This is a genomic window from Cryptosporangium arvum DSM 44712, assembly GCF_000585375.1.
Classification (GTDB): Bacteria; Actinomycetota; Actinomycetes; order Mycobacteriales; family Cryptosporangiaceae; genus Cryptosporangium; species Cryptosporangium arvum.
Map to the genome: position 1 here is coordinate 2889367 of NZ_KK073874.1, position 17276 is coordinate 2906642.

General features: G+C 71.8%; 17 protein-coding genes. 3 read left to right on the plus strand and 14 right to left on the minus strand.

Annotation, left to right across the window (positions count from 1 at the left end; translation table 11 throughout):
- Positions 1-26: 26 nt before the first annotated feature.
- Complete coding sequence (locus CRYAR_RS43025; protein ID WP_157017634.1) at positions 27-1184, plus strand: hypothetical protein; 1158 nt, start codon at positions 27-29, stop codon at positions 1182-1184.
- On the plus strand, positions 1184-2308 hold the full coding sequence (locus CRYAR_RS43030; RefSeq protein WP_051570133.1) for an HAF repeat-containing protein: 1125 nt from the start codon (positions 1184-1186) through the stop codon (positions 2306-2308). The genes CRYAR_RS43025 and CRYAR_RS43030 overlap by 1 nt, the downstream gene beginning before the upstream one ends.
- On the opposite strand, the gene CRYAR_RS13500 is transcribed toward CRYAR_RS43030, so the two are convergent.
- From CRYAR_RS13500 to CRYAR_RS13515, 4 genes are read right to left on the minus strand one after another with little or no spacing between them, the layout of a single operon-like run.
- Positions 2309-3772 carry a dihydroorotase gene (locus CRYAR_RS13500; RefSeq protein ID WP_035851024.1) on the minus strand — a complete coding sequence of 488 codons (1464 nt, stop codon included), beginning with the start codon at positions 3770-3772 and terminating at the stop codon, positions 2309-2311.
- A complete protein-coding gene (locus CRYAR_RS13505; protein ID WP_035851025.1) occupies positions 3762-5180 on the minus strand; it encodes an MmgE/PrpD family protein in 1419 nt (472 codons plus the stop codon). The genes CRYAR_RS13500 and CRYAR_RS13505 overlap by 11 nt, the downstream gene beginning before the upstream one ends.
- Positions 5173-5991 (minus strand): cyclase family protein, encoded by an 819-nt coding sequence (locus CRYAR_RS13510; RefSeq protein WP_035851027.1) that lies wholly within the window; start codon positions 5989-5991, stop codon positions 5173-5175. The genes CRYAR_RS13505 and CRYAR_RS13510 overlap by 8 nt, the downstream gene beginning before the upstream one ends.
- Positions 5988-7193 carry a CaiB/BaiF CoA transferase family protein gene (locus tag CRYAR_RS13515; protein ID WP_035851029.1) on the minus strand — a complete coding sequence of 402 codons (1206 nt, stop codon included), beginning with the start codon at positions 7191-7193 and terminating at the stop codon, positions 5988-5990. Before CRYAR_RS13515 ends, CRYAR_RS13510 begins: the two co-directional genes overlap by 4 nt.
- Positions 7194-7336: 143 nt before the next feature.
- Here CRYAR_RS13515 and CRYAR_RS13520 point away from each other — a divergent pair, with 143 nt between their 5' ends.
- Entirely contained in the window at positions 7337-8068 is a 732-nt protein-coding gene (locus CRYAR_RS13520; protein ID WP_035851031.1) for an SDR family NAD(P)-dependent oxidoreductase, read from the plus strand.
- Here CRYAR_RS13520 and CRYAR_RS13525 read toward each other — a convergent pair.
- Genes CRYAR_RS13525 through CRYAR_RS13570 form a run of 10 tightly spaced genes read right to left on the minus strand, consistent with a single transcriptional unit; the run spans position 8053 to position 17254 of the window.
- Positions 8053-8808, minus strand: coding sequence for a carboxymuconolactone decarboxylase family protein (locus CRYAR_RS13525; protein ID WP_035851033.1), 756 nt, complete (start codon positions 8806-8808; stop codon positions 8053-8055). The two genes, CRYAR_RS13520 and CRYAR_RS13525, sit on opposite strands and share 16 nt — an antisense overlap.
- Entirely contained in the window at positions 8805-9704 is a 900-nt protein-coding gene (locus CRYAR_RS13530) for an NAD(P)-dependent oxidoreductase (protein ID WP_342673828.1), read from the minus strand. Before CRYAR_RS13530 ends, CRYAR_RS13525 begins: the two co-directional genes overlap by 4 nt.
- Positions 9665-10036, minus strand: a complete 372-nt coding sequence (locus CRYAR_RS13535) for a cupin domain-containing protein (RefSeq protein ID WP_035851037.1) — start codon at positions 10034-10036, stop codon at positions 9665-9667. The genes CRYAR_RS13530 and CRYAR_RS13535 overlap by 40 nt, the downstream gene beginning before the upstream one ends.
- The gene (locus CRYAR_RS13540) at positions 10033-10926 is read right to left on the minus strand and encodes an NAD(P)-dependent oxidoreductase (protein WP_035862197.1); all 894 of its coding nucleotides are present in this window, start codon (positions 10924-10926) and stop codon (positions 10033-10035) included. The genes CRYAR_RS13535 and CRYAR_RS13540 overlap by 4 nt, the downstream gene beginning before the upstream one ends.
- Positions 10926-11732: an N-acyl homoserine lactonase family protein gene (locus tag CRYAR_RS13545; protein WP_035851040.1), complete on the minus strand. Its 807-nt coding sequence runs from the start codon at positions 11730-11732 to the stop codon at positions 10926-10928. The genes CRYAR_RS13540 and CRYAR_RS13545 overlap by 1 nt, the downstream gene beginning before the upstream one ends.
- On the minus strand, positions 11729-12670 hold the full coding sequence (locus CRYAR_RS13550; RefSeq protein ID WP_211247428.1) for a DUF6282 family protein: 942 nt from the start codon (positions 12668-12670) through the stop codon (positions 11729-11731). The genes CRYAR_RS13545 and CRYAR_RS13550 overlap by 4 nt, the downstream gene beginning before the upstream one ends.
- 16 nt (positions 12671-12686) lie before the next feature.
- Positions 12687-13709, minus strand: a complete 1023-nt coding sequence (locus tag CRYAR_RS13555) for an ABC transporter ATP-binding protein (protein WP_211247429.1) — start codon at positions 13707-13709, stop codon at positions 12687-12689.
- A complete protein-coding gene (locus tag CRYAR_RS13560; RefSeq protein ID WP_157017636.1) occupies positions 13706-15406 on the minus strand; it encodes an ABC transporter permease subunit in 1701 nt (566 codons plus the stop codon). Before CRYAR_RS13560 ends, CRYAR_RS13555 begins: the two co-directional genes overlap by 4 nt.
- Before the next feature lie 3 nt (positions 15407-15409).
- Positions 15410-16465 carry an extracellular solute-binding protein gene (locus CRYAR_RS13565; RefSeq protein ID WP_084700447.1) on the minus strand — a complete coding sequence of 352 codons (1056 nt, stop codon included), beginning with the start codon at positions 16463-16465 and terminating at the stop codon, positions 15410-15412.
- Between the two features lie 45 nt (positions 16466-16510).
- On the minus strand, positions 16511-17254 hold the full coding sequence (locus CRYAR_RS13570) for an IclR family transcriptional regulator (protein ID WP_035851043.1): 744 nt from the start codon (positions 17252-17254) through the stop codon (positions 16511-16513).
- Between the last annotated feature and the right edge of the window lie 22 nt (positions 17255-17276).

Consider the following 17276-nt stretch of genomic DNA (forward strand, 5'->3'; position numbering starts at 1 on the left):
TTCCCGTGATGGCAAGGAGGCCCACGTTGCGATTACTCATCAGTGGTGCGGTGGCCGTAGCCCTACTCGCCCCGGCCGGAACCGCCTCCGCCGCACCCACCGTCACCGCCACCCCGCTGCCCGTCCCGGACGGCACCACGAACTCCGTCGTCTCCGACCTCAACGACGCCGGTGTCGCGGTCGGGCGCGCGGACGTCGACGGCACGTCCCGGGCGCTGCGCTGGGACGCCGCCGGCTACACCGCGCTACCGGCCCCGGCGCAGCGCCCGGGCGCGTCGGCGGCGCGGGTCTCCGAGTCCGGCGTGGTCGTCGGCTCGATCGGCGAACCCGACGTCAACCAGCGGTCGATCCGGCACTGGCGCCCGGACGGCACGACCGGCGACTGCCCGCTCACGCTGTGGGCTCCGCTCGGCGTCGAGGACGCGAACGAGAGCGGCGACGCGCTGGTGGGCACGGTGACGTCGGGGCGGCGGTTCAGCGCGACGGTCTGCCGCGCCGACGGCGGCACGGTGAACACCGACCTGGCCGTCGCGCACGCGCTCAGCGACGACGGGAGGGTGGCCGGCGCCCGCCCCGGCAGCAGCGCCACCAACTACAACTACGTCCCGACCGTCCTCTCGGCCGGCGGCACCGCGACCACCCTGCCGGTTCCGGCCGGACAGGCCGGGGTCGCGTACGACTTCGGCCCCGGCGACGCGGTGGTCGGCGCGCTCGGCACCATGCGCTTCGGCACCGGGCCGTCGATCACGTTCGTTCCGCGGGTCGCGGTGATCTGGAGCGGTGGCCGGATCACCGAGCTCGGAACGCTCGGGGGCGACACGAGTGTCCCGGCCGACACCGGCCGCGCGGTGAACGCCGCCGGTGACGTGATCGGCACGAGCACGACCGCGTCCGGCGAGACGCACGCGTTCCGCTGGCGCGCGGGCACGCTCACCGACCTGGGCACGCTCGGCGGCCCGAGCAGCGCGCCGACCGCGATCAACGACCAGGGTCAGGTCGTCGGCGCCAGCCGGACGGCAGCCGGCGAGACGCACGCGTTCCGCTGGGACGACGGCGAGCTCACCGACCTGGGGGCGCCCGGAGGCACCGCCAGCTCCGCGGCCGACGTCAACGCGTCGGGCGTCGTGGTCGGCACCGTCACCACGACGACCGGTACGCAGGCCGTGCGCTGGACGGCGAGCTGATGCGATCACTGCTCTGCGGGGTCGTCGCCGCCGCGCTGCTCGTCCCGGCCGGAACCGCCTCGGCCGCCGACCGGGCGATCGTCACGGTCACCCGGCTCCCGGTCCCGGCCGGGACGACGGGCTCGAGCGCCGCCGACGTCAACGACGCCGGCGTCGTGGTCGGGACCGCCGACGTCCGCGGCGTCTCGCAGGCGCTGCGCTGGGCCGGGGGCTCGTTCACCCGCCTGCCGGCGTCGGCCACGCTTCCCGAGGCCCGGGCCGCCCGGATCACCGACTCGGGCCTGGTCGTCGGGTCGATCGAGTCGGCCGACACCACCCAGCGGGGCATCCGGTACTGGGCGCCCGGCGGCGCGACCACCGACTGCGCCCTGGCCACCGGTTTCCCGCTCGGCGTCACCGACGTCAACGACCGGGGCGACGCGCTGATCTGGGTGGGGACCGGCCCCCGGGCGTTCACCTACGCGGTCTGCCACCCCGACGGCACCAGCACCGCCACGAACCTGCTGGGCGCCGGCGGGATCGACGACACCGGGCGGGTGGCCGGCTTCCGGAACGCCGGTGCGTCGACGAACTTCCAGTACGTCCCGGTGGTCGCCGCGGACGGCACCGCGGCCGACCTGCCGGTGCCCGCCGGCCAGTCCGCGGTGGCCGACGACATCGCGCCGGACGGCACGGTGGTCGGCTCCCTCGGTACGTCGACCTGGGGCAGCTTCGGCCCGGTCTACACGCCTCGGAAAGCCGTGGCCTGGATCGACGGCGAGATCGTCGAGCTCGGCGGCACCAGCGCGACCGGGATCTCCCGGACCGGGGACGTCGTCGGCACGCTCACCACGGCGGGCGGGTCGACCCACGCGTTCCTCTGGCGGGCCGGCCGCCGGACCGACCTGGGCACGCTCGGCGGCGATCGCAGCTTCCCGAACGCGGTCAACGATCGCGGTCAGGTCGTCGGCACGAGCACGACCGCGAGCGGGGCCACGCACGGGTTCCGCTGGAGCGCGGGCCGCCTGGTCGACCTCGGCGGCCCGTCCGGCACCGCCGCCGCGGTGAACGACGCCGGGGTCGTGGTGGGCTCCGTGACCACGACGTCCGGCGTCACCCGCGCCGTGCGGTGGACGATTCGCTAGTCAGCCGGTGGGGCGCCGCACGTACTGTCCGCGCGGCGCCCCCACCACGGCCCCGTCGCGCAGCACGGCGTCGCCACGCAGGTAGGTGTCGGTGACCCGGACGGAGAGCTCGAACCCCTCGAACGGGGAGTACTCCTGCGCCGACTCCGAGTCGGCGGCGCGCACCACCCACGAGGACCCGTCGTCGACCAGGCAGAAGTCCGCGTCGTAGCCGGCCGCGACCGTGCCCTTGGAGAACAGCCCGAAGCGCTGCGCCGGGTTCCAGGACGTCAGCGCCGCGATCTGCCCGTGCGAGAGCCCTCGCCGGCGTCCCTCGCTCACCAGCGCGGGCAGCAGGTACTCGGTGCCGCCGAACCCGCTCTTCGCGGTGAAGACGTCCTCGCGCGGGTCGCCGAACTTCTGCTCGTCCTTGCAGCACGCGTGGTCGCTCGTCACCCAGGAGAAGTTCCCGGCCAGCACGTGCTCCCAGAGCGCCTCGACGTCCTCGCGCGGGCGCAGCGGCGGGTTGACCTTGCCGCCGAGCCCGCTCGCGGTCGAGATGTCGGCGACCAGGTGCCCGATCGTCACCTCGCGCCGGAAGTTCACGTGCGGGAACGCCGTCTGCATCAGCATCGCCGCCTCGATCGCCTTGCGCGAGGAGAGGTGCAGCAGGTTGATGTTCGGCAACTGGGTCTCGTGGGCCAGGTACGACGCGATCGTGATCGCCAGCCCCTCCGAGTGCGGCGGTCGCGAGGCACTGTAGGCGGCCAGGTCGCGGGGCCCGCCGGCCTCCTCGACGATCTTGGTGTAGGCGCGCATGATCTCGGCCGTCTCGCAGTGCAGCGACAGCGAGATCGCGTCGGCGAAGCCGGCGAACCGCGGGTCCTCACGGGCGGCCTGGATGCCGCGCATGACGAACTCGAAGTGCGCGTAGTCGTACGTCTCGTCCTCGGGCAGCATCAGGAACGAGCCCTGCTCGTTCGAGCGGCCGTGCAGCCCGTGCGTGCCGTAGAACATGAAGATCTTGAACGAGGGGACGCCGAACTCGCTGATCATCGTCGGGATCTCGTCGATGTGCCTGCGCAGGATCGGCGCGACGTGGAACGCGTAGTCCACGTACGCGTGCCCCTCGGTGGCCTTGAGCACGTCCGGGAAGATCTCGGTGTAGGGCCCGGTCCGGTTCAGGTAGTACTGGCCGGTGCGGATGTAGGTGATCCCGGTGGTGACGCCGCCCTGGGCGGAGGCCCGGCTCTCGGTGCGCGCGTCGTCGGTGAGGTCGTTGTAGATGCCCCAGTGCTGGTGCACGTCGACCACGCCCGGGTAGAGCAGCTTGCCACCGGCGTCGAGCACGGTCCCGGCTTCCGCCGGGTCCAGCGTCCCCAGCGCGGTGAACTTCCCGTCCTTGATGCCGACGTCGGTCGAGCGGGGTTCCGCCGCGTCCGGCGTGACCACGCGGGCGTTCGTGACGATCAGGTCATAGTTCATGGGCGTCGACCTCCCGGAGCGGTTCGAGCAGGGCGGACAGATCAGTGATGTCGTGCAGGCCGGCGATCGCCTCCGCGAGCGCCCCGACGGCCTCGGCGGGAAGTGCTCGTCCGGCATTGTCGCGAAACTTGGTTGCGAGCTCGTCGAACGAGAGCGGATCACCCGGCCCGCCCCGGTTGACCAGAACCTCCTCGGTGAGCTCCGTGCCGTCGTCCAGCCGGAGGGTGACCACGGCCGGGAACTGGTACGGGAAGATCGCGGTGCACTTCTCGTCCGGTTCCACCTCGACCAGCCGCATCAGCGCGCGCCGGTGCGGGTCGCGGGCCAGCTCGTCGGTGAAGTCGTCGAGCCCGACGCCGAGCCCTCCGCCGCCGAGCAGGCCGGCGACGAGCGTGTACGGGCCACTGAACTGGGCCATGTAGCCGGTCTCGGGGGCGCGCTTGACCTCGATCGGCTGGCCGACCGTGGGGAGGTTCTGCCGGGGCACGCCGAGCCGGATCGACCGGATCGCCGCCGGGTCGACGCCCTTCGCGCGCAGGCGGCGGGCGGCGTCGATGCCGGCGTGGGTGAAGTGGTTGGCCGGGTACGGCTTGAAGAAGATGCCGGGCACGGCCCAGCTCTCCCCGAGGCCGTCGGTGATCTGGCTCGCGTCGAACACGCCGTGCAGCCAGGCCTGGAAGAAGCCGAACCGGCCTTCGAGCACGGTGGGCGGGCCGGTGAAGCCGTGACGCACCAGCCCGACCGCGCTCAGCGCCGCGTGCGCGGCCCAGCCGCAGTGCATCCGTTTCACGGTGCCGCCGGTGCGGTTGGCCTCGATCAGCCCGGACGCCATCGACGCGACGACCCCGATGACGTCGGTGGTGCGGGCGGCGTCCATCCCGTGCAGTCTCGCCGCGGCGACCGCAGCACCGACCGCGCCGCAGATCGACGTGGCGTGCTGGCCGTGCTCGAAGAACACGGAGTTGTTGGACTCCTGGTCGTAGCCGGCCATGCCGAGCCGGACCGCGGTCTCGAGCCCGACCGCGATCGCGGTCTCCAGCTGGGCGCCGCTCGCGTGCGTGGCCTCGGCGGCGGCGAGCGCGGCCGGGACGACGACCGCGCTGGGGTGCAGGACGGACGGCAGGTGGGTGTCGTCGTAGTCGAGCGAGTGGGCCAGCACGCCGTTGACGAACGCGGCCTGCGTGGCCGGGAGCTTCTCCGGCCGGCCGATCGCGGTGGCCTCGGGAGTGCCGCCCTGTTCGGCGGCCCAGCGCCGGGCCGCCCGGCTGGTCTCCAGCGACGCGGCCGCGACCGCGATGCCGAGGATGTCCAGGACGCGTTTGCGGACGCTGTCGGTGACCTCGCCCGGGAGATCGGCGGCGTCGGCCGCGAAGGCCCCGAGCCGCTGCGCGAGCGTCGGCTCAGCCACGTGCGCCGCCGTCGGAGACCAGGGCCAGCGGACGCACGGGGGAGCCGGTGGCGCCGAGCAGCTTCAGCGGCGCGAGCACGAACGTGAACTCGGCGACGCCGGCCGCGGCGAGCTCCTCGAGCGCCATCGCCTCGATCAGGTAGATGCCGTGCTCCACGAGCAGGACGTTGTGCGCGGGTAACGACGCGTGCCCTCCGCCGGGCGCGAGCCGCTCGAACGCGATCGTGTCGGCGCCGGCGGCGTGGATGCCCTTGGCGGCCAGCCACTTCGCCCCGGCCTCGGAGATCCCGGGCACGCCGGAGTCCCGGCCGACGTAGGCCTCGGCGCCGTCGTCGAACCGGCGCCCCCACCCGCTGCGGATCAGCACGACGTCACCGGGGCGCACCTCGGCCCGGGCGGACGCCTCCAGATCGGACACCGTGATCTCGTACCCGGGCTCGCACTCGGCGCCCAACGCCGCGGGCACGTCGAGCAGTACCCCGCGGCGCACCATCGGCGCGATCGTGTGCACGCCGTGCTCGAGGTACCTGCCCCCGGCCACCGCCTCGTGCGCGTCCGCACCGCCGTGCAGTTTGCCCTGGAAGCTGACGTGCGCGAGCGCGTCGATGTGGGTTCCGACGTGGGTGCCGAGCACGATCAGGTCGTTGGCCGCCGACGCGCCGTCGGCCCGCACCATGTCACCGTGCCGCCGGGGCAGCGTGTGGGTGTACGCGGGGTGGTTCGGGGACTGCGGCATGCCGGGGAAGAACGTGCGGCCGAGGTCGTGGATCGTCACGCCGGCCGCGACCGCGTCCAGTAACGCGTCGCTCATCGGATCACCTCACGGTCGCGCAGGGCCTGGATCTCGTCGGCGCTGAGGCCGGCCTCGGTGAGCACCTCGTCGGTGTCGGCGCCCAGCGCCCGGCCGGGGAACCGGATCCGCCCCGGTGTCTCCGACATGCGCCAGAGGACGTTGTGCTGGAGCACGCGCCCCAGCTCGTCGTCGTCGACCTCGGTGAGCATCTGCGTCTCGCGCACGTGGACGTCCTCCACCAGGTCCTTCGCGGTGTAGACCGGGGCGATCGCCGCACCGGCCCCGGTGAACGCGGCGAGCACGTCGTCGCGGGTGCGTGCGCCGATCCAGTCGCCGACGTACGCGTCGAGCTCGTCGACGTGCGCCGCCCGGCCGCGGCCGGTCGCGAACCAGGGCTCCTCGATGACCTCGGGGTGCCCGACCAGGCGCAACACCCGCTCGGCGATCGACTGCGCGCTCGTCGAGATCGCGACCCAGCTGCCGTCGGCGGTGCGGTAGGTGTTGCGCGGGGCGTTGTTCGTCGAGCGGTTGCCGTGGCGCTGCTCGATCTCGCCGGTCTGCTGGTAGACGGTGGGCCCGGGCCCGACCGCGGTCATGATCGGCGCCAGGATGCTGAGGTCGACGACCTGACCCCGGCCGGTGCGGTCGCGGTGCCGGAGCGCCATCAGCGCCGCCGACGACGCGGCCAGCCCGCAGATGCTGTCGGCGAGGCCGAAGCTCGGCAGCGTGGGCGGCCCGTCGGCGGCACCGGTCAGCGCCGCGAACCCGCTCATCGCCTCCGCGAGCGTGCCGAACCCGGCGCGGGAGGAGTACGGGCCGGTCTGACCGAAACCGGTGAGGCGCACGAGCACGAGCCCGGGGTTCACGGCGTGCAGCGTCTCGGGGCCCAGCCCCCAGCGCTCCAGCGTGCCGGGACGGAAGTTCTCGACCAGCACGTCGGCGCGGGCCGCGAGCTTCGTCAGCGCGGCGGCACCGTCCGGATCGGAGAGGTTGAGCGCGACCGTGCGCTTGTTCCGGCTGATCTCTTTCCACCAGATCGGCACGCCGTCCTTCTGGCCGCCGTGCCCGCGCATGCTGTCGCCGGTGCGCGGGTGCTCGATCTTGATCACGTCGGCGCCGTAGTCGCCGAGGATCTGGCACGCGAGCGGGCCGGCCAGGATCGTCGAGACGTCCAGGACTCTCAGCCCGTGGAGCGGTCCGTTCTCCGGTGGGCCCGTCATCGTTCCGCTCCAAGAAACGCCATGCGGGGACTCTATACCCGCGTGGAGGGCATGGTGAAGGTCATGGACCCGTCAATGTCGTTTCTCCGTACCGGCCAGCGGAACGCTTGAGTTGTAGTGTGTGATCGTCATACAATCGACGAATGGATTCGACGGCGGTGGTCACCGGGGCGGCGCGGGGTATCGGACGGGAGGTGGTCCGGCGGCTTCGCGCGGAGGGCTACCGGGTGGTCGCGGTCGACCGGGACCCCGGGGTGGCCGCGCTGGCCGAGGACGGCCGGGTGGTGACCGTCACCGCGGACGTCACCGCGGACGACACGCCCGCCGCGGCGATCGGCCGGGCGGTGAGCGAATTCGGGCGGCTCGACCTGCTGGTGAACAACGCCGCGCGCTTTCTCCGCCGGTCGATCGCCGACACCACCGACGACGACTTCGACACGTTGTTCGCGACGAACGTCCGGCCGGCGTTCCGGCTCGCCCGGGCCGCCCTCCCGCACCTGGAGCGCACGCGCGGCAGCATCGTGAACACCGCGTCGATCTCCGGGCTCGTCGGCGTCGCGAACCAGAGCGTCTACGCGATGACGAAGGGAGCGATCGTCCAGCTCACCCGGCAGCTCGCGATCGAGTACGCGGCCCGCGGCGTGCGGATCAACGCGGTCGCGCCCGGCGCCGTCGACACCGGGTTCATGGACGAGGCACGCCGGGCCGACCCGGACCCCGCGGCGAGCCTCGCGGTCACGCTGGGCAACCATCCGATCGGACGGATGTCGACGCCCGACGAGGTCGCCCGCGCGATCGTGTTCCTGGCCGCTCCGGAGTCGTCCGGCATCACCGGCACGATCCTGAGCGTCGACGGCGGCTACGTCGCGCGCTGAGCCTCCTCCAGCAGGATCGGGGCGGCCGAGGTGACCGAGTGGATGCCGAGCACGGAGGCGATCTCCATGACCTCGAGGATCTCCCGGGGGGTCGCGCCGTACCCGATCGCGTTCTCGATGTGCAGCTTCAGCCCGCTGACGTACAGGTGCGTGGCCGCCGTGTCGAACGCGATGTAGACGAACTCCTTGACCTTCGGCTCGAGCGTCCCGCTCCGCCACGGCAGCGAGGAGAACTCGGTGTACGCGGCGAACATCTCGGGGTCGAGTTCCAGCATCTCGTCCCAGAACGAATGCCAGTAGCCCCGCGTCGCGGTGAAGTCCGCCTTCAGCCGTTCCTGGTACTCGTCCAGCGGCGCCGGCCCGTTCCGCAGGCCCTTCTCCTCGAGCACCTGGACGAGAACCGGCACGCCGACGTTCATCGCGTGGATACCGAGCGTCGCGGTGAGCTCCAGCACCTCCATGATCTCGGCCGGGGTGGCGCCCAGCGACAGCGCCGCCCGGATGTGCTGACGCACGCCCGGCAGGTACAGGTGCGTGGCGTTCGCGTCGATCGCGATGTAGAGGAACTCCTTGACCTTCGGCTCGAGCGTGCCGGTGCGCCACGGCACGGCCGACAGGTTCAGGTACGCGGCCAGGAACTCCGGGTCGAGCCGGAGCACGCTCTCCCAGGTGTCGCTCCACGTTCCGCGCACCCGGACGAACTCCTGCTTGATCTCTTCCTGCCGTGCGGTGAGGGTCATGCCGACGCGTCCTTTCGCAGCCAGTTCACGATCTCGGTGTGGTCGGCGTTCGGCTCGAGTGCCTCGGCCGCGCGGGCCCACAGTTCGACGGCCGCGTGGCCGAGCGGGTCGGGCGCGCCCACCTGGTCGGCCAGGCCGGTCGCGATCCGCATGTCCTTGAGCATCAGCCGCAGCCCGAAGCCCGAGTCGTACGTGCCGGGCAGGATGAAGTTCGGCCACTTGTTCTCGGTCGATCCGCTCCGGCCGCTGGAGCCGTTGAAGATCGACACCATCGTCTCCGGGTCGAGGCCGAAGCGTTCGCCGGCCAGGATCGCCTCGCTGGTCACCAGCAGGTGGGTGGCCGAGAGCAGGTTGTTCAGCGCCTTGACCGCGTGGCCGCTGCCGACCGCGCCGGTCCGGGTGACGGTGCCGAGCGGCGCCAGCACCGGCGCTACGCGGTCGAGGTCGGCCGGCTCGCCACCGGCCATGATCGTGAGCGTCCCGGTGCGGGCCCTGGCGACCCCGCCGGAGACCGGGGCGTCGACGAGCGTCACGCCCCGGGCGGCCAGCTCGGCCGCCAGTTCGCGGGTACGCAGGGGCTCCGACGAGCTCATGTCGACCACGACCGTGCCCGGCCCGGCGACGAATCCCTCGTCGTGCAGGGTCGCCCCGACGGCGGAGGAGCCGGGCAGCATCAGCACGACGACGGAGGCGTCGCGGACCGCGTCGGCCAGGGTGTCGGCTGCCGTTCCGCCGAGCTCGGCGAGCGCGCGGAGGGCCGCCGGGTCCAGGTCGAACCCGTGTACGGCGTGATCCGCGCCGAGCAGGCGCGCCGCCATCGGCGCACCCATGTTGCCCAGGCCGACGAACGCGATCGTCATGACGTGTACTCCGCGTCGGAGACCTCGTCGGCCCACCGGGTGACGCCGAGCGAGATCGCGGTGTGCGAGAGGAACGAGTCGGTGGTGGCGCCGTGCCAGTGCCGTTCACCGGCGGGCACCCACACCGTGTCGCCGACCGCGAGCGCCTGCGGCGAGCCCCCGTCGGAGCAGATCAACCCCCGGCCGGCGAGCACCTGGAGGATCTGCCCGTGCTCGTGGGTGTGCCAGAACGTGCGCGCTCCGGGCGTGAAGAAGACCGTGGTGATCGTCGTGCCGTCGGTCCCAGGCAGCACCGGATCGAACCACGCCTCGCCGGTGATCGTCGCCGGACGCTGCTCGGACGGACCTGGTCCACGGACGATCTTCATGACGTCTCCTCATCCGGAGTGTGCAGGCGGACCCCACCGGAGAGGTCGCCGATGGCGTCGACGACCCTGTTGCTGATCTCGTCGGCGTAGCCGAGCGCCCGGGCCAGCCCGAAGCTCGCCAGCGGACCGGCCGAGTTCGGGCTCGCGACCCCCAGCCGCGCCACGAGCTCGACGTAGAGGTTGACGTCCTTGAGCATCAGCGTGTTCGTCAGCCCACCGCGCAGGTAGTCGCCGTGGACGATCTTCGGGAACCGGTTGAGCGTCGCGAAGTTGACGCCCGATCCGGCGTTGAGCACGGCCAGCAGCACGTCGAGGTCGAGCCCGGCCTTCTTGCCCGCGACCATCACCTCGGCGGTGGCCGACAGCGCGATCGCGTTGAGGAAGTTGTTCAGCAGCTTCACGGTGTGCCCCGACCCGCTCGGCCCGCAGTGGAAGATCGTCGCGGCGAACAGCTCCAGCACCGGCCGCGCCTGCTCCAGCACGTCGGGTGCGCCGCCGACCATCAGCGTCAGCGTGCCCTTCTCGGCCGCGGCCGCCCCACCGGACACCCCGGCGTCGAGGTAGGCGGCACCGCGCTCGGCCAGCCGCCGGTGCATGCGGACGGTCGATTCGGGCGCGGCGGTCGAGAGGTCCACGACGATCTGCCCCGGCCGTGCGCCGGGCAGCACCCCGCCGAGCACGACGTCCTCGACCGCGGCGCTGTCGGGCAGCGACAGCAACACCAGGTCGCTGGCGGCGGTGACGTCCGCGACCGAGGACGCGGGGGACGCCCCGGCGTCGACCACGTTCGACGCGCGCACGTCGAAGCCGAGCACGGGGCGACCCGCGCCGGTGATGCGGGCCGACACCCGCCCGCCCATGTTGCCGAGCCCCACGAAGCCGACCCTCATCAGCACTCCTCTCCGATCGTGGCCGCGAGCCCGGCGAGCACGCCGCCGGTGACCGGCGTGAACCGGCGCAGCGTGTCGGGGTCGTGGCCGGTCACCAGGTGGCGCACCGCGCCGGACGCGAGCTGCCCGCGGATCCGCGCGAACGCGTCGTACATCGCGACCACGTCGGCCACCTGCGTGAACGGCATGTCCCGCTGGTACTCCTCGTAGTAGTGCACCGAGTCCGAGGCCAGCAGGACGACGCCGTCGCTGGTCTCGGCGGTGACGACGCTCTGCCCCGGCGTGTGGCCACCGACCCGCGTCACCAGGACGCCGGGGGCGACCACGACCGAATCGGTGAACGGGCGCAGCCGGCCCTCGGCCCCCGCCTGACGCAACCGGTCGATCTCCGCGTCCTCGACCGAGTGGTGCACGAGCGTGCGGCCGGCGTGCGGGCCGGTCCAGAACGCGTACTCGGCCGCCGCGATCGTCAGCGGGGACGCCGGGAACAGGTCGAGGTTGCCGATGTGGTCGTAGTGCGCGTGGGTGATCACGACCGGTGGACCGGCGCCCCGGTCCACTCCGAGCGCGTCGAACGCCGCCACCGGTTCGACGAGCGTCGTGCGGTTGCGGCGGGCGCCACCCGCCGCGGAGAAGCCGGTGTCCACCACGACCGTGCGTGCGGAGTTGCGCAGCACCCAGAAGAAGTAGTCCATGCCGATCGGCCCGTCCGGCTCGGCGTACAGGTGGTGGTTGAGGTAGACCTCGCTGCGCACGGTCTGCCGGGTCCCGTAGCGCACGATCGTGAGCTGGTACCGCTCGCTCATGTCAGGAGCAGCCGGCCGCCGTTGCCGCCCAGCAGCCGCCGGATGTCCGCCTCGGCGAGACCGGCGTCGAGCAGCCCGCGCGCGGCCCGCCGGTAGAGCGTCACCGGCAGCGGGTTGGTCTTCTGGCCCGAGTCCGAGGACAGGATCGTCTGCTCGACGCCGACGGCCTTGATGAACGAGAGGAGCTCGTCGAGGCTGCGCCGCCGCTCGGGCTTGCCCCAGTACATGATCGCGCAGTGCTCGATGTAGACGCCCTGGCGCGCCCACGCGGCCGCCTGCTCCACCGACGCCCCGACGACGAACACCGGGTGGTTGATCAGGATGCGTCCCACCCCGGCCTCGATCGCGGCGTCGATCAGCGCCTGCGACTCGGTGACGCCGAGGTGCCCGCAGGTCAGCACGGCGTCCTCGGCGGCGATCACCGCGAGGATGTCACGCACCTCCGGCAGCACCGCGCCGTTCTCGCCGAGGATCGAGATCACCTCGTTGTCGCGCAGCCGCACCTCCGGCGTCGGGAAGCCGGTGTCGTGGTGCTCGTGGTGGCTGACGTGGGCCGCCGACGAGAGCGTGGGGAACCACACCATCCGCCCGCCCATGCGCAGCGCGAGTTCGACCGCGTACGGGTTGAGGCCGCCGACCGTGCGGTTGAGCGCGATCCCGCCGTAGACCTCGGTCGGGAGGTCGTCGAGCCCGGCCGCACGCAGCGCCAGGATGTCGGTGACCATGCTGTGGTGGTGCGACTTCGCCACGATCGCGCGGAATCCGGCCGCCGACGCGTCCCGGGCGGCGTCGAGGATGCTCATCCGCCGCGGGAACGGGCTCGGCCCGGGGTGCTGGTGCAGGTCCACCGCGCCGACGAGCAGCGCGTCGGCCTCCGGGTCGGGTGTCGCGCGGTCCTCGTCGGCGGCCGGGTTGAACGGGTAATCGACTGCAGTCACGTGGAACGTCCTCACCTTAGGAAGAGACCGGGATCTGGTCCTCGGGGCGCCAGTGGGCGATCACCGGTGTGCCCGGCGCCGGTGCCGGCGGCGAGCCGGCGGGCAGCACCCCGCAGCCGACCGAGTCGTCGCCGAACGCGAGCTCGATCCGCGAGTACGTGCCGTAGAACGAGACGTCGGTGACGGTGGCCGGCGCGGTCTTCGCGCCCGGCGGCACCGCGGCGTCGTCGAGGACGACACCCAGGCGTTCGGGCCGGACGATCGAGTCACCGAACACGTTCGACTCACCCAGGAAGCGCGCCACGAACCTGGTCGGCGGCCGGTGGTAGAGCTCGGCGGGCGTGCCGAGTGCGACGATCCGGCCCTGGTCGAAGATCGCGATCCGGTCCGAGAGCGTCATCGCCTCGTCCTGGTCGTGCGTGACGAAGACGAACGTCAGCCCCAGTTCGTCGTGGAGCCGCTTGATCTCCCGCTGCAGCGACTGGCGCAGCTTGCGGTCGAGCGCGCTGAGCGGCTCGTCCAGCAGCAGGACGCTGGGGGAGAAGACGACCGCGCGGGCCAGCGCGACCCGTTGTTGCTGCCCGCCGGACAGCTCGTGCGGACGCCGGTCGTCCAGGCCGGTCAGGTCGACGAGAGCCAGCGCCTCGCCGACCCGCCGGGTGATCTCGCCGGCCGGGACCTTCCGCTCGCGCAGCGGGAACGACACGTTCTGGGCCACGGTCAGGTGGGGGAAGAGCGCGTAGTTCTGGAACACCATGCCGAAGTCGCGCTTGTTGGGCGGCGTCCGGGTGATGTCCTGGCCGTTGAGCCGCACGTGGCCCGACGTCGGCTCGGTGAAGCCGACGATCATGTTGAGCGTCGTCGTCTTGCCCGAGCCGCTCGGCCCCAGCAGCGTGATGAACTCACCCGGTTCGATCTCCAGGTCGATCGAGTCCACCGCGGTGTTGCCGCCGTAGGTCTTGCGGAGGTCCACGAGCTCGACCCGGCCGCCGCGGGCGCTGATCGTCGGCGCTTCCGGAACCGCCGTTCGGAGTTTCACCGCGTACCTCTCCTTCTCCACACCTGTGCGATCAAGATCGGGACGCTGACCAGCACGACCATCAGGCTCGACGCGGCCGAGATCGTCGGGTCGATCTCGACGGTCACGCTGTTGAACATCTGGACCGGCAGCGTCGTCGCCCCGGGGGCCTGCAGGAACAGCGCGATGACGACCTCGTCGAGCGAGGTAACGAACGCCAGCACGGCGCCGGACAGGATGCCGGGCAGCACGAGCGGCAACGTCACCTTGCGGAACGTCGACACCGGGCCGGCGCCGAGGCTCGCGGCCACGCCGGGCAGCCGGTCGTCCATCCCCTGCAGCCGCGCGGTCACCGCGATGATCACGAACGGCAGCGCCACGGCCGTGTGGGCCAGGATGATCCCGAACAGCGTGCCGTTCAGGCTCAGCCGCAGGAAGGCCGCGAAGACCACCAGCCCGACCAGGATGTGCGGCACGATCATCGGCGAGAGCAGGAACCCGTTGAGCGGTCCCCGCCAGTGCGGGCGCAGCCGGGCCAGCCCGAACGCGGCCGCGGTGCCGAGCACGGTCGCGAAGAGCGCGGTGACGAGGCCGGCCTGGAGCGAGTTGAGGATCGCCGCGATCCACTCCGGCGAGCTGAATAGCTCCCCGTACCAGCGCAACGACCAGTCCTCGGGCGGGAACCGGAACGTCGGCGAGGCCGAGAAGCTCATCGGGATGACGACGAGCGTCGGGGCGACCAGCAGGATCGCGACGACCACGGTGTGCCCGGCCAGCCAGGGACGCATCGCCGAGGCCTGCTCGCCCCCGCCGCGGGAGCGGGTGGGGCTGCCCCCGACGACGGCGGTGGTCCCGGCCAGCCGCCGGCTCAGACCGAGGACCAGCAGCGTGACCGCGAGCAGGAAGATACCCATCGCGCCGGCTCCGCCGAAGTCCAGCAGCTCCTTCGTGCGGACGTTGATGACCTGGGCGATCATCGCGTTGCGGGTGGAGCCGAGCAGCGCGGGCGTGACGTAGAAGCCCAGCGCCAGTACGAACACCAGCGACATGCCGGCCACCACCCCCGGCAGCGACAGGGGCAGGTAGATCTTCCGGAACGCCCGCGCCCGCGACGCGCCGAGGCTCTGGCCCGCCGCCACCAGTCGCCCGTCGATCTGCTCCATCGCGCTGTACATGGGCAGCACGAGGAACGGCAGGAGCACCTGGGTCATCGAGATCGCGACCGCGGTGGTGCTGCCGAGCAGCGTGACGTCGCCCAGGCCGAACAGCCGCAGGAAACGCTGGATCACCCCGCCGTCCTGCATCAGCACGAGCCAGGCGAAGTTCCGGGCCAGCATGCTCGTCCAGAACGGGACGAGCACGAGCGTCACCAGCACCGACCGCATCGCCGGCCCGACCAGCGTCATCGCGTACGCGTAGGGATAGGCCAGCAGCGCGCCGACGACCGCGACCGTCGCGGCGACGAGCAGGGTGCGGCCCAGTACCTGGAGCGTGTAGCCGTCGGTGAACAGCGACGCGTAGTTGCTCAGGCCGGTCGTCGGTTCGGTGACGCTGTCCACGACGACGCTGAGCAGCGGCAGGACGAACAGGATCCCGAGGGCGACCAGCGCCGGCAGCAGGAGCAGCCACCCGGACGCGTGCGCACGGACGATCCAGCCCGGGCGCCGCGCGCGGGACGGCTCCACCGGAGCCGGGGCGATGGTTGTGCTGGCGGCCACGGATCAGCCGACCTTCCAGCTCGTCCAGCGCTTCACCAGCGCGTCGGTGTTCTCGATCCACCACTGCTTGTCCTGCTCGACGGTCTTCCCGCGGTCGGGCAGGAACGCGTTGAACTTCTTCTGCTCGTCGGTGTAGCCGATCGAGTCGAGGTCGACATCGGGCCGGGCCGGGGCCGTGCCGGTCAGTTTGGCGTAGGCCTTGGCCTGCTCGGGTTCGGTGATGAACGCGAGCATCTGCTGGGCGAGTTTCTTGTGCGGGCTGCCCTTCGGGATGACCTGGACGCCGATGTCGGTGGTGTTGAAGTCCCAGACCGGTACGAGGTTCGCGCCGCTCTGGGCCGAGACGATCGTGCGCGCGGTGACCGTGAGCACCATGCTGGCCTGCTTGTCGACCATCATCTGCTGGATCGCGCCGTAGCTGGGCGCGAAGACCAGCGAGCTCTTGATCGTGTCGATCTTCGCGAACGCGCGGTCGAGGTCGAGCGGGTAGACCTGGTCGGGCGCCACCCCGTCGGCGACGAGCGCGGCCTCGAACAGGCCGGCCTTCGGGTAGTCGTAGACGACCCGCTTGCCCGGGAACTTCTTCACGTCGAAGAAGTCCTTGATCGTGGTCGGCTTCGCGCCCGGGTAGAAGTCGGCGTTGTAGCTGAAGATGTTCGCGTACCGGTAGGTGGGGACGAAGCAGTCGCCGGTGGTGCCGGCGGGGAACTTGCTCCGGTCGAGCGCGGGGTCGTCGAGTTTCTCGAACAGTTCGCCGCAGTAGGCCCCGGCGTAGATCCAGCTCATGTTGGCCAGGTCCCAGATCGTCTTCCTGGCCTTCACCATCGTGCGCACCTGGGCCTGTTCGGCCGGGCTGACGTTGGTGAACGCGGTGCCGGTCTTGGCGGTGAACGGCTTCTGGAGCGCCGTCTTCTCGTCCTCCTGGAACTGGCCGCCGGTGCTCGCCCAGGTGAGCTTCTGGTCCGACGAATCGCCGCCGGATTCACCGCCCACACCACAGGCGGTGAGCAATAACGTACCGACGGTTAACACGCTGATGAGGCGGAGGGGTGTCTTCATGAGTGTCGCCTTTGCTCAGACTTCGGTGTCAGGAGGCGGTGTCGGTCAGTCGGCTCCGGCGTCGAGCGGGTTGGCCATCCGCCGGGCGATCGTCTCGGCGCCCGCCAGGAGGGCGCGCGCCACCGGGCTGTCGATCTCTTCGGGCAGGAACTGGGCGATACCGACCACGGCCAGCGTCGCGACGACCTGTCCGGACGGGTCCGTGACCGGAGTGGCCACGGCGCCGACGCCGTTCTCGCGGCTCATCCGCACCGCGATCCCGGTGCGGACGGCGTCGGCCAGTTCCGCGTCGGTCGCGTTCACCGGCGGTGCGCCCGCGCGGAACCGGTAGAACGACCGGTCGCGGAACGCCCAGAAGATCAGCGTCTGGGCGGCGTCCGGGCCGAGCAGGTTGCCGACCGGGATCGACACGTGCGCGGTGCGGCTGCGGTCCTCGCGCACCTGTGCCACCACGGGGGTGTGTCCGTTCCAGACGCTCAGCACGACCGTGTGGCGCACGGCCACGCTGATCTCCTCCATGACCGGGCCGGCCAGATCGAGCACCCCGAGCCGGGAGAGCGCCATCGTGCCCAGCTCGGCGAGGAGTACGCCGAACTCGTAGTGGTTGCGGTCGCGGCGCTGCAGGAGACCGTGGTTCTCCATCGACGCCAGGTAGCGGTGGGCAGTGGATTTGCCGACGCCCAGGTGCTCGGCCGCCGAGACCAGGTCGATCGTCTCGTTGGCCGCGAGCAGCCGCAGCAACTGGACGACGCGGGCGACGACCTGGAGGTCCCCGCTGGCGATTTCCATCCGTAGCCTCCCTCGCCGTCCG